Origin of the sequence: Microbacterium sp. zg-Y625, from assembly GCF_030246925.1 — a bacterium.
GTDB classification, from domain to species: Bacteria; Actinomycetota; Actinomycetes; order Actinomycetales; family Microbacteriaceae; genus Microbacterium; species Microbacterium jiangjiandongii.
Genome location: NZ_CP126740.1, coordinates 168561 through 181162, shown reverse-complemented (window position 1 = coordinate 181162; position 12602 = coordinate 168561). Strand labels below are relative to the sequence as shown.

Genomic DNA, 12602 nt, shown 5'->3' with positions numbered 1-12602 from the left:
ACGCGACTGGCGGCGGCGCCGGGACGGCGGCGACGCGACAGGCGAGCGCAGGAGGCGGAGACGCCGGATGCCGCAACGTCCGGCCGCGGCCTCAGGCGACGTAGGCGCGGAGGTGCTCGGCCGTCAGGCTCCGCCCGGTCGCGACGAGTGCCGCCGGCGTTCCCTCGAACACCACCCGCCCGCCGTCGCGCCCCGCGCCGGGGCCGAGGTCCACGATCCAGTCGGCGTGCGCCATGACCGCCTGGTGGTGCTCGATGACGATGACGGAGTTGCCGGCATCCACCAGCCGGTCGAGCAGCCCCAAGAGGTTGTCCACATCTGCCAGGTGCAGTCCCGTCGTCGGCTCGTCGAGCACGTAGACGGCGCCCTTCTTGGCCATCGAGATCGCCAGCTTCAGCCGCTGCCGCTCGCCGCCCGACAGCGTGTTCAGCCGCTGCCCGAGCGTGAGGTAATCCAGCCCGACGTCCACCATGCGCGCGAGTGTCGTGTGCGCCGGCCCGGTGGCGAAGAAGGCCGCCGCCTCGCCCACCGACATCGAGAGCACCTCGTCGATGTTCTTGCCGTTGAGGCGATACTCGAGCACCTCGTCGGTGAACCGGCGCCCCTCGCAGACTTCGCACACCGTCTCGACGGTGGACATGAACCCCAGTTCGGTGATGATGACGCCGAGGCCCTTGCACGCCGGGCAGGCGCCCTCGGAGTTGGCGCTGAAGAGCGCGGGCTTCACGCCGTTGGCCTTGGCGAACGCGGCGCGGATGACGTCGAGCAGCCCGGTGTAGGTGGCGGGGTTGCTGCGCCGCGACCCGCGGATGGCGGACTGGTCGACGACGACGACGTCGTCGCGGTCGGGCAGGTTGCCGTGGATGAGCGAGGACTTGCCCGAACCCGCGACCCCCGTCACGACGGTGAGGATGCCGAGGGGAATGTCCACGTCGACGTCCTGCAAATTGTGCTGCCTGGCCCCGCGGATGGGCAGGGCCCCGCGGTGTGCGCGCACCTCCGGCTTCAGCCGCGCGCGGTGGTCGAGATGGCGGCCGGTGGTCGTGTCCGACGCGCGCAGCCCCGCGACGTCACCCGTGTAGGTGATCCGGCCGCCCCGGCGGCCGGCGCCGGGGCCGAGGTCGACGACGTGGTCGGCGATCTCGATGACCTCGGGCTTGTGCTCGACCACGAGCACCGTGTTGCCCTTGTCTCGCAGCCGCCGCAGCAGGGCGTTCATGCGCTGGATGTCGTGCGGGTGCAGTCCCGCGGTCGGCTCGTCGAACACGTAGGTCACGTCGGTGAGTGCGGAGCCCAGGTGGCGGATCATGCGGGTGCGTTGCGACTCTCCGCCGGAGAGGGTCCCCGAGGGCCGGTCGAGCGAGAGGTAGCCGAGCCCGATCTCCACGAAGGAGTCGATGGTGTGACGCAGGCCCGCCACGAGCGGGGCGACGCCGGGGTCGTCGACGGTGCGCAGCCACGCGGCGAGGTCGGTGATCTGCATGGCCGCGGCATCCGCGATGCTCACCCCGCCGATCCTCGACGACCGCGCGGCCTCGCTCAGGCGCGTGCCGCCGCAGGCGGGGCACTCCGTGAAGCGCACCGCGCGATCGACGAAGGCGCGCACGTGCGGTTGCATGGAGTCACGGTCCTTCTGCAGGAAGCTCTTGGCGATCTTCGGCACCAGACCCTCGTAGGTCATGTTGATCCCCTGGATCTTGACCTTCGTGGGCCCGCGGTAGAGGAAGTCCTCCCGCTCCTGGTCGGTGTAGTGCTCGATCGGCTTGTCGGCGTCGACGAAGCCCGACTCGGTGAAGGCGCGCACCATCCAGCCGTCGACGGTGTACCCCGGCACGGTCAACGCGCCCTCGGCGAGCGACTTCGTGCGGTCGAACAGCTGGTCGAGGTCGATGTCACTGACCTCGCCGGTGCCTTCGCAGCGCGGGCACATGCCGCCGGTGACGGTGTACTCGCGTTTCACGGCTTTCTTCTCGCCCACCTTCATCGCCCCCGAACCGGTGACCGACGGGACGTTGAACGAGAATGCCTGCGGCGGGCCGATGTGCGGCGTTCCCACGCGGCTGAAGAGGATCCGCAGCATCGCGTGCGCGTCGGTGGCGGTGCCCACGGTCGAGCGCGGGTTGCCGCCCATGCGCTCCTGGTCGACGAGGATCGCCGTCGTCAGCCCTTCGAGCACATCGACATCGGGGCGCGGCAGGGTCGGCATGAACCCCTGCACGAAGGTGCTGTAGGTCTCGTTGATGAGCCGCTGCGACTCCGCGGCGATCGTGCCGAACACGAGCGACGACTTTCCCGAGCCGCTCACCCCCGTGAAGACGGTGAGCCGCCGCTTGGGCAGGTCGATCGTCACTCCCTGCAGGTTGTTCTCCCGCGCGCCCACCACGCGGATGACGTCGTGGGGGTCGGGGTCGATCCGGGCGTCGGCATCGGTCCGGGCGTCGGCGGCGATCTCGGCCATGAGGGTCCTCCCGTCACAGACCAGCATGCCCGGGTCTGCGGACAGCCGCAGTCCTCGAGACGATCACGGGGCAGAATGCTCGGTGACGGGAGGCTCCCATGGAGACGGCGATCGTACTGGTGATCCTCGGCGTGATCGTGATCGGGGTGGCGGCGGGGCTGGCGCCCCGTGTCAACGTCGCAGGACCCCTGCTGCTGGTGATCGCCGGCCTCGCGGTGAGCCTGCTGCCCTTCGTGCCGGCGGTGGAGATCGACCCCGAGATCATCCTCGTCGGCATCCTGCCGCCGCTGCTGTACTCCGCGGCGGTGTCGCTGCCGGCGATCGAGTTCCGCCGGGACTTCGGCCCGATCTCGGGCCTGTCGGTGCTGCTGGTGATCATCACAACCCTGACCCTCGCCGGGTTCTTCCTGTGGGCTGTCCCGGAACTCGGTCTGCTGCTGTCGATCGCCCTGGGGGCGATCCTGAGTCCGACGGATGCCGTCGCCACCTCGATCGTGAAGCGGCTGGGCCTGTCACGGCGCGTGGTGACGATGCTCGAGGGTGAGAGCCTGCTCAACGACGCGACCTCGCTGGTGCTGCTGCGCACCGCGATCGCCGCAGCCGCCGCCGGGGGCGCGGTGGCGGCGGGCGAGTTCGCGGGCGCCTTCGCCTGGGGCGTGCTCGTCGCCATCGCCGCCGGGGCGCTGGTCGGCTTTCTCGCGCTGCGGCTGCGGGTCTGGGTCGGCGACTCGGCGGCCAACACTGCGATCAGCTTCGTGGTGCCGTTCGCCGCATACCTGCCCACCGAGCACCTCGGCGGGTCGGGCCTGGTGGCCGCCGTGGTCGCCGGCATCGTGACCGGGCAGGGTTCGGCACGCTGGTTCACGGCCGAGCAGCGCCTCTCGGACGCGCTGAACTGGCGCACCATCGAAGTCGTGCTCGAGGGGGCGATCTTCCTCATCATGGGGCTGGAGCTGAAGGATCTGTGGTTGCAGAACCTGGCCGAGCAGGGCGGCCCGCAGCGGGCCATCGTGCTCGCCGTCGCCGCGCTCGCCATCGTGCTGGTCGTGCGCACCGGCTACGTCGCGCTGCTCGTGCTGCTGCAGGGCCGCCGCGCCCACGCCAAGCGGGAGCGGCTCGGGGCGCTCGACGCTCGTATCGATGCCTACGAGGACGTGTACCTCGACGATCCGCCTCCCACCCCCGTGGACCGGCGGGGGCGCAGCGTCGAGCGCCATCGTGTCGAGCGTCGACTCACCGTCTGGCGACGGCGGGTCCGCCGCGAGCTGGCAGATCTCGACTATTACCAGGCATCACCGCTGGGGTGGAAGCACGGCGGCATCATCGTGTGGGCCGGTATGCGCGGCGTCGTGACACTGGCTGCGGCACAGACCTTGCCCCGTGAGACGCCCGCGCGGGAGCTGCTCATTCTGACCGCCTTTCTCGTGGCCATCATCAGCCTGCTGGTGCAGGGCTTCACGCTGCCCTGGTTCTCCCGCCTGCTGAAGCTGCCGCCCGAGAGCGACGACCTGTCACGGGACGAGCGTGACCGCATCGACGCCGCGCTGCGCGACGCGGCGCAGCAGACGCTCGAGAGCCCGGACCTCGCGCGGCCCGACGGCACCCCGTTCCCGCCCGCGCTCCTCAGCCACGTGGGCACACGCATGTCCGAAGCCCCGGATGAGGACGAGAGCGCCGCCGTGCGGGACCGGCTCCACTTGCGCCTCGTGCTGCTCGCCGCGATGCGCACGCGGCTGGGCACCCTCGCCCGCAGCGGCATCAGCTCCGGGGCGCTGCGGCACGCGCTGGCCGAACTCGACGCCGAGGAGCTGAACCTGCGGCTGCGGCTGAAGGGCGAAGGGGACGGCGAGTGAGTGCGCGTCGGCACCCTGAGCGAGAATGAAAGGGAGGAAGGAGCAGCCCATGACCGATGTCGCCCCGCAGCACGCCGCGCCCGAGCAGACCACCGCACCCGGGCCGGGCGCGACGCCCCGCGCCCCGGCGGACTACGCCGAGTCCATCGCGCTGCCGGTCGAGCCGGGGCGCGTGCCGTCGGCGTTCCGCGACCTCGAACAGTCGCGAGACTGGTGGCTTGCCCGACCCGCCGGCTCCCGGCTGGTGGGCCTGGTGGTCGCGCGCGACGACATGCCCAGCATCGTGCGCCAGCGTGATGAGCTCTCGCGCTTCGGCGTGCCCATCGAGGGCTTCCGGCACCCCTCGCCGGAGACCATGGAGACGTGGGAGGAGCGCCTGACCCGCCTGTTCGGGCGGCTGTCGCGGGGGGATGTCGTCGTGGTGGCGACCGTGCACGCCCTCGGGCGCGACGTCGACGAAGAGGCCCGCACCGTCGCGGAGCTGCGCCGCCGCGGCATCATCGTGAAGGTGCTCTCGCACACGGCCGACACCGGCCCCGTCGCCACGACGCCCTCCGCCTGAGGTCAGGGCGTGCAGGCCTCGGCGGTCGGCGAGCTCTGCCGGTCGGCGCGCACGACCGTGACCTCGATGCACGTGCGCCCGCCGGCTTCGCCGGGAACCGTCACGGTCGTCTCAGCGGTGGACTCCAGCCGCGTCGATTCGCCCAGGCGCTGCACGCCCCAGAGGTAGGTGTCGCCCTCCTCCTCGGCGGGATTGCGCCATGAGAAGGTGACCTCGGCGCCGGTGACGACGCCCTGCAGCTCCACCACGGCGGGCACGCCCCCGGTGGGAAGGATGTCGACGGGACCCTCCTCCTCGGCGGGGGCCGACGAGGGCTCCGGCGCCGGCGAGAGCAGGCCGGCCCCGGCGGCGAGCGCGATGCCGCCCCCGCCGAGCACCACGACGGCGGCGACGATCGCGCCGACCAGGGCACCGGTGCGCCGCGGGGGTCGCACCGGTGGGGCCGGGCCGTCGTCGGCGGCGGGGTCCTCATCCGTCGCGACGGGCGGTGCGGACGAGTCGGCGAACGCCGGCGCCTGCGCAAGCGCGTTGGGCGGTGCCAGGGGTGCCGATCGGCGCACGGTGGCCTCGGGGGCCGCACTCTCCCACGTGGGCATCTGCACCGGCTGCGCGCGCATCATCGTGGCGCCGATGGTCGTGGATGCGGGCGGCGACGTCGTCCCCGCCGTGGGGGTGGTCGACCCGGGCGCCCGCACGATGGGCGGCGGCAGCGACGGGTCGATGCTGACGATGCCCCGGATGCGGGTGAGCCCGCCGTCCTCATCGTCCTCGCGGGCGTCATGGGCGCTCTCGTCGATGACGTCGATCTGAGTCGCCGCCATGCTCAGCTCGAGCTGCACCCGCTGCAGCGCACGTGCGAACTCGAGCGCGCTGGCGTAGCGGTCCGAGGGCGAGGGCGCCATCGCCCGCTCCAGCACCCGCTGCAGCGACGGCGGAGCGTCGGCGCGCCCGAGCGGCGGCAGCGGCTGGGTGAGCGCCCGCTGGATCAGGTCGGCACTGCCGTTGCGCTGCCCGGGCACCTCGTAGGGTGAGCGCCCCGCGAGCAGCGTGTACACGGTCGCGGCGAGCGCGTAGACGTCGCCGGCGACCCCTGGCGCTGTGGCTTCGGCGAACGCCTCGGGGGGAGACCACGGGATCGACATGCCCGCGATCTCCACGTCGCTGTCCGCGGCGGTCGCGATGCCGAAATCGGTGAGCGCGGGCCGGTTGTAGTCGGTGACGAGGATGTTGGCCGGCTTGATGTCGCGGTGCAGGATGCCGGCGCGGTGCGCGGTCTCGACCGCCGCGGCGACCTGCACGCCGACCCGCAGCGCCTCAGCGATCGAGAACGGCTCGCGGCGGTAGCGCGCCTGCAGGTTCGGTCGGGAGCAGTACTCCATGACGAGGTACGGCCGGCCGTCGTCGGAGACACCGGCCTGGTAGATCGTGACGATCGCGGGATGCGTCGACAGCTGGGCCATGATGTTCGCCTCGGCGGCGAAGTCGTCCAGCGAGGTCTGACTCAGTCGATCGGCCAGCAGCACCTTCACCGCGACACGTCGCTGCGGGAGCGCCTGGTCGTAGAGGAAGACGTCGGCGAATCCCCCCGAGCCGAGGAGTTCCCGGTAGGTGAACCCGGGTATGTCGGGGGGAGAGGCCGGGGCCCGCGACGCGCCCATCACGCCTCCCGGTAGGTCACGGTCACCTCGTCGCCGAGGTCGAGCACGTCACCGTCGATCAGCATGGTCGGCTCACCGGGATGCAGGCGCGTGGGGTTGGCGCCCTCGCGGTGCAGCACGGTGCCGTTGGTGGTGTCGAGATCGACCACGACCGCCGCCTCGCCCTCGCGGCGCACTTCGATGTGACTGCGCGAGATGTCCTGGCTGGGGCTGTCGACCGCCACCAGCTGCGGCACATCGTCGCCCACACGCGCCGCGCGCGGTCGCCGCCCCACCACGACGGGTCGGTCGAGCAGCACGGAGCGCCCGGTCGACAGTTCCAGCCGTCCCGACGCGGGCGGGTCGGCTGCCGGCGGTTCCGGAACGGGCGGCACCTCCCCCAGGCGCTGGGCGCGCATCGCCCGGGCCGCCGCGAGCGACACCGTCGCGCCGTCGTGGTCGCCGCCGCGCATGAGCGGCGGCTCGGCGTCGGAGATCACCGCTGCGCCGGCGGCGGGCGTGGGCAGGGCGCCCTCGGCATCGTCACGCGCCTGGATGACGGCCGCTGCCGCCACCGACGCCATCACCGTCTCGCCCCACAGGTGGGCGAACCGGCCGCTGTCGGACTGCACCGTCTCGAGCGCATCACCGTCGGCAGGCGCCTCGCCCGACGCTTCGGGCAGGTCGGGCACCTCGGGCAGCTCCGACGCTTCGGGCGGGTCGGGTGCCTCGGGCACGTCGGGCAGCTCCGACGCTTCGGGCACCTCGGGCACCTCGGGCACCTCGGGCAGCTCCGACGCTTCGGGCACCTCGGGCACGTCGCCGCTCACCCAGGCGGGCACGTCCTCGACCAGCGGCGCCGGCCCGGGGACGGACGCCGCAGGTGCCGGCTGCAGCACGTCCTGCGGCTGCGCGGCGACAGCCGCCGCAGGTGAGGATGCCACGGGCGCGGCCGCAGCGGGCACGGATGCCACGACCTCGGTCACCACAGGGGCGGCGGGCTCCGCAGCCACGGCAGCCGGGTGCACAACCCCCGCCGCTCCACCCGCCTCCGCGAGCACCACGGTCACGCCGCCGGCGCGCACGATGCCGTCGACGAGCGGCAGGGCGACGCCCGCCGATGCACCGGCCCGCAGCGACACCTCGCGGGCACCGGCGAGCACGTGCTCGCTCCACGTCGCCACCCCGGCGCCGCTGAGCACGCGGGTGGCGCCGTCGGCGTCGGACACGTGGGCCTCGACGTCGCCGCGCACGAGCACGCGCGCGGGCTCCGCGCGCACGACCAGAGCGAACGGGGGCGCGTCGGCGAAGCGTCCGGTCGCGCCCGTCGCGGCATCCAGCACGGCGCCGAGGTCGCCGCCGTCGGCCAGCGCCTGCCAGACCGCCTCGACGACTGCGGCATCCGCCGCTGCGGCCACGAGCGCCACGCCCGATGACGCGGCGACGGCATAGGCCTCGCCGGCGGTGTAACGCGTCGGCTCTCGGCGGGGTTCGGTCATGACTGGTCCTCCGTGGCGGCGGGCGCGGAACGGCCGCGCGTGGTGCGCGCACCCTTGCCGGCGGGCGAGAGCAGCGAGCGCAGGCTCAGCCGCGATCGTAGCCGACGCCAGAACCCGACCGAGCCGCGCAGGCCCCCGATGACCTCGTCCACCTCGCGCCAGAGCGCCTCGACGTCGTCGTCCGTCGGCTCGCCCGGACCGAACACCCCGGCGTCGGCGCGCACGGCGACGGCCACGACGGAGTCGGGCACGGGAAGCGTCTCGGCCAGCACGCGCGCCTCTTCCCGACGGGTGCCGCCTGCGGGGGTCGGGGCGCCCAGGTCGCGCGCGGTGTCGACGACCTCGGCCCACGCCCCGCCGGCTCGCTCCGACGGCGCACCGGTCTCGCGGCGGCGCCGGCGGCGGCGCAGCTTGAGCAGCAGCACGGCCAGGAAGGGCGCGGCCAGCGCCAGCAGCACGCCCAGAGCCGCGGCTACGTACCCGAGGACCGCGAGCCACGCGAACGCATCCGCATCGTCGTCGTCTTCGTTGCCCTCGTCCTCGGGGATGTCCGGCGGCAGGTTCACCGGGTCCTGCGCGGGCGGCGGCGGCTGCAGGGTCTGGGGCTGCAACTGCGTCTGGGGCACCGTCTGCTGATCGGTGGGCACCTGATCCTCGGGCGGGGTCGGGTCGAACACGACCCACCCGTACTCGTCGAACGCGATCTCGACCCACGCGTGCAGGTCCTCACCCGTCGCGGCGAAGGGTGCCCCGGCGTCGTGCTCTTCGGGGTAGAAGCCCATGACCACCCGCGCCGGCAGCCCCAGCTGCCCGGCCAGCAGCGCCATCGTGACGGCGTACTGCTCGTCATCGCCGACCATGCGCTCCGGTGTCGCCAGCAGCGCCTGGATGCGCTCCGAGCCGTGGCCGGCGCGCGAGATGGCCTCGCCCTCGAGGCCGTGGCTGAAGAAGCCCTTCGTCGACAGCGTGGTGGCGAGGGCGTCGACCTGCTCGAAGGGCGTGCTCGCTCCCCCCACCATCGAGGAGGCCATCGAGGCCGCCCCCTCGGGGACGTTGCGCTGCGGAGGCAGCGCCAGCGGCGCCACGGCGGCCTCTTCGAGCTGCCCGCGGCTGGGCGTTCGCGGCACGACGACGTCGAGGGTGTACCGGTCGCCTTCCCGCAGGCCCGCCGTCACGACCCCGACGCCCGTGGCGCGGTTGTAGAAGGTGGACCGGCGCAGGTCCTCGGCCCGATCCCCGTCGTACCGGATGCCGGTGAGGTACCCGACGTCCGGAAGCCACACGCCCCGGAGCGAGCCGATCTCGACCTCGACCGTGGCGCTGTCACCCTCGACCGTCGCGGGGATGCGATCGCCCAGGCGCTGGAAGCTCGCCGAGGATCCCGCGCCCTCGCTCGCGACGTTGTAGACGACGCCGTCGTACGCGTCGAGGGTCGCCAGGCGCACGCGGCCGCCTTCGGGCAGCCCCTCGATGGTGAAGAGCGTCTCGTCGGCCTTGTCGCGCACGAGCGAGCGGAACGACTGCAGCGGGCTGACGTAGTCGCGCAGGTCGATCGGTGGCTGGATGGCGTCGCGCACGACGTAGCGCGGCCCCGACGGCGCCACCGCCGCGCTCGCGCCGGCGCCGAGGCCGATGGCGAGCACCAGCACCCCCGCACCGGCGAGCACCCGTCGCCCCGGGCGGAGCGTCGAGGTCGAGCCGGATGCCACGGCGTACTGCCGCGCCGACAGCGAGCGACGGTACGCCGTCCACCCCACGGCGACCATGCCGAACACCGCGCCCTGCACGATCGGAACCGCCGGCTGGGTGGTGCCGAAGGCGATGGCGAGCACGAGCAGCAGCCCTGCCGGCAGCAGCGCCCACCCGTAGGCGCGCGCCCGCAACGCGGCGGAGCCCGCCAAGACCGAGGCGAGCAGCACCGACAGGAACGGGACGACGAGGAACGCGTCGGATGCCTCGAACGGCGCGACCGCCGTGACGAACTGCTTCCACGAGAACACGACCCCGCCGGCGAGGGCGATGAGGCTCTCGAGCGACGGGAAGACCCCGCCGATCGTGGTCGTCGGCACCGCGAGCGGCGCGCCGAAGACGAAGTACGCCCCCATCGTCACGGCCGCGACCGTCAGCGCGCCCCAGCGCAGCCATGCCGCGAGACCGGCGATGCCCAGCCCGATCGCGAGGGCCGCGAACCCGGTGACGAGGAAGAACGCGCCGTCGAAGGTGGGCCGGAAGCCGATGATCGACACCGCGATCAGGGCGGCGACGGCGGCGAGGTCCACCGCCGTGCGGCGGGTGAACGACCGCCGCGCCGGAGCGGACGCGCTCACGCGAGCACCCGCCGCAGGGCGACCGGCAGGTCCGAGAGCGCGCCGAGCGTGAGGATGGTGGCATCCCCCAGTCGTCGGAGCTCGGGGGTGGCACCGACACGGCACGACACCCCCAGCACACGCGCGCCCCCGGGGAGCGTGCGGGCCGCGGCGCGCAGCGCCTGCGGCGAGACGCGCGAGCCGGTGAGCATGACCACGATGCTCGCCTGCAGCGCCTCGGTCTTGACACGGGCGGCGAGCTCCGTCGTGGATGCCACGGCGTGCGCGGTCTCGATGCGCGAAAGGGCGTCGAGGAGGGGACGCCCGGCGGTCGTGGGGAGGGACTCGTCCTGGCTGAGCACCGAGACGTCGCGGTCGTCGCGCAGCGCCTGGACGGCGACGGAGCCGGCGGCCGACACGGCGAGCTCGAACTCGTCGGGGTCGGCGTACTCCCCCGCGTTGCGTGAGAGCGTGACGACGATGTGCGAGCGGCGGGTGTCCTCGAACTGGCGCACCATCAGCGTGCCGGTGCGGGCGCTGGATCGCCAGTGCACATGCCGGCGGTCATCGCCCGGGGCGTACTCGCGCAGCGCGTGGAACGAGACGTCGTCGCGCGAGAGGTCGCGGGTCGGCAGCCCTTCGAGGTCGCGGAGGAACCCCGCGGACATGCCGCCGAGGCCCACGGTGTGGGGGTGGACGAACAGCTCGAGCGGATCGCTCCACGCCTGGACGCGCTGGAAGACGCCGAGCGGGTCGCCGCGGACGGCGCTGACGGGACCGACGGTCAGCACCGCGCGCCGCGTGGTGGGGATCGCGAACAGATCGTCGTGGCTCGCCCCCGGCAGCAGCCGCGGCACCTCGAACACCGGCCGCGCCTGACCGACCGGGAGGATGACACGTGCGGGGAGGATCGCGCGGGTGCCGGGGTTGCGCAGCTCGAGGCTCCCCACCGCCCGTTCGCCGACGACGACCCGCTGCCGGGTGAGGTCCAGCGACACGTCGTACTGGGTGCGGCCGATGAGGAACACCGCACACACCGCCAGCAGGGCGGCGCCGCACAGGGCGAGCGTCGTGAGCTCCCACCAGCCGAGCGTCATTCCGGCGGCGCCGGCGACGACCGTCACCGCGATGATGCCCCAGCCGAGCGGGGTGACGACGCGCGTGATGCGACCGAGACGCCGCGCCAGCGGCGCGACGGCGGGGGCGACGGATGCCTCATAGTGCGCCCGCAGCGACGTGCGCGGAACCGCCCTGGCACGTCGAACGCCGCGGCGCACGAGGGCCGGGGCAGCCGGCTGCGCGGCGGCCGTCATGCCGCGCGGGCCTGCGGCGCCGGGGTGTCCTCGAGCACGCGCTGCACGATGCTCTCGGGCGTGACGCCCGAGAACTCCGCTTCGGGGTCGAGCACGATCCGGTGGCTCCACACCGGCACGGCGAGGGTCTTGATGTCGTCGGGAAGCACGTAGTGGCGGCCTTCGGATGCCGCGCGCACCTTCGCCGCCCGCACGATGGCGAGCATGCCGCGCACCGACACCCCGAGCATGGTCTCCCGGCTCGCACGGGTGGCCTCGGCCAGCTGCGCGGCGTAGCGCAGCAGCACCGGGTCGACGTGCGCGGAGGCGGCGAGGTCCGCCATCTCGGCGACGGCGTGGGCGGTGACCACCGGCTGCAGGCGGGCGGTCGGGTTGCGGTCGGCGGACCCGGAGAGGATCCGCTCGGCGTCGGCGAGGCTCGGGTAGCCGATGGAGGTCTTCAGCAGGAAGCGGTCCAGCTGCGCCTCGGGCAGCTTGTACGTGCCGGCCTGCTCGATCGGGTTCTGGGTCGCGATCACCAGGAACGGCCGGCCCACCTCGTGGGCGACGCCGTCGACGGTGATGCGGGATTCCTCCATGACCTCCAGCAGCGCCGACTGCGTCTTCGGGGAGGCGCGGTTGATCTCGTCGGCCAGCACCACCTGGGCGAAGACGGGGCCCTTGTGGAACTCGAATTTGTGGGTCGCCTGGTCGTAGATCGTCACACCGGTGACGTCGGACGGCAGCAGGTCGGGGGTGAACTGGATGCGACTGCTGGTGCCCTGCACGGTCGCCGCCAACGCGCGCGCGAGGCTCGTCTTGCCGGTTCCCGGCGCATCCTCCAGCAGCACGTGACCTTCGGCGAGCATGGCGGTGAGGACGAGCCGCACCACCTCGTCCTTGCCGAGCACGGCCTGTCCGACGTTGTCGGCCAGGCGCGTGAAGGTGTCACGGAACCAGGCGGCCTGCTCCACGGTCATCGTCATCGTCGGTTC

The 12602-nt window shown here is 73.2% G+C and carries 8 protein-coding genes; 2 read left to right on the top strand and 6 right to left on the bottom strand.

Annotated features, from left to right (window positions below):
- Positions 1-91 precede the first annotated feature (91 nt).
- Positions 92-2458, bottom strand: coding sequence for an ATP-binding cassette domain-containing protein (locus QNO14_RS00810; protein ID WP_257507072.1), 2367 nt, complete (start codon positions 2456-2458; stop codon positions 92-94).
- A gap of 98 nt (positions 2459-2556) precedes the next feature.
- Between QNO14_RS00810 and QNO14_RS00805 the strand changes: the two genes are divergently transcribed.
- Together QNO14_RS00805 and QNO14_RS00800 are read left to right on the top strand one after the other, a co-directional pair.
- The gene (locus tag QNO14_RS00805) at positions 2557-4311 is read left to right on the top strand and encodes a cation:proton antiporter (protein WP_257507073.1); all 1755 of its coding nucleotides are present in this window, start codon (positions 2557-2559) and stop codon (positions 4309-4311) included.
- Positions 4312-4360: 49 nt separating this feature from the next.
- Positions 4361-4873 carry a recombinase family protein gene (locus QNO14_RS00800; protein WP_257507074.1) on the top strand — a complete coding sequence of 171 codons (513 nt, stop codon included), beginning with the start codon at positions 4361-4363 and terminating at the stop codon, positions 4871-4873.
- A 2-nt stretch (positions 4874-4875) separates the two neighbouring features.
- On the opposite strand, the gene QNO14_RS00795 is transcribed toward QNO14_RS00800, so the two are convergent.
- From QNO14_RS00795 to QNO14_RS00775, 5 genes are read right to left on the bottom strand one after another with little or no spacing between them, the layout of a single operon-like run.
- Positions 4876-6531, bottom strand: a complete 1656-nt coding sequence (locus QNO14_RS00795) for a serine/threonine-protein kinase (protein ID WP_257507075.1) — start codon at positions 6529-6531, stop codon at positions 4876-4878.
- Positions 6531-8009: an FHA domain-containing protein gene (locus QNO14_RS00790; protein WP_257507076.1), complete on the bottom strand. Its 1479-nt coding sequence runs from the start codon at positions 8007-8009 to the stop codon at positions 6531-6533. Before QNO14_RS00790 ends, QNO14_RS00795 begins: the two co-directional genes overlap by 1 nt.
- Positions 8006-10336, bottom strand: coding sequence for a transglutaminase TgpA family protein (locus QNO14_RS00785; protein ID WP_257507077.1), 2331 nt, complete (start codon positions 10334-10336; stop codon positions 8006-8008). The genes QNO14_RS00790 and QNO14_RS00785 overlap by 4 nt, the downstream gene beginning before the upstream one ends.
- Positions 10333-11628: a DUF58 domain-containing protein gene (locus QNO14_RS00780; RefSeq protein ID WP_257507078.1), complete on the bottom strand. Its 1296-nt coding sequence runs from the start codon at positions 11626-11628 to the stop codon at positions 10333-10335. Before QNO14_RS00780 ends, QNO14_RS00785 begins: the two co-directional genes overlap by 4 nt.
- Positions 11625-12593: an AAA family ATPase gene (locus QNO14_RS00775; protein ID WP_257495358.1), complete on the bottom strand. Its 969-nt coding sequence runs from the start codon at positions 12591-12593 to the stop codon at positions 11625-11627. The genes QNO14_RS00780 and QNO14_RS00775 overlap by 4 nt, the downstream gene beginning before the upstream one ends.
- Positions 12594-12602: the final 9 nt, after the last annotated feature.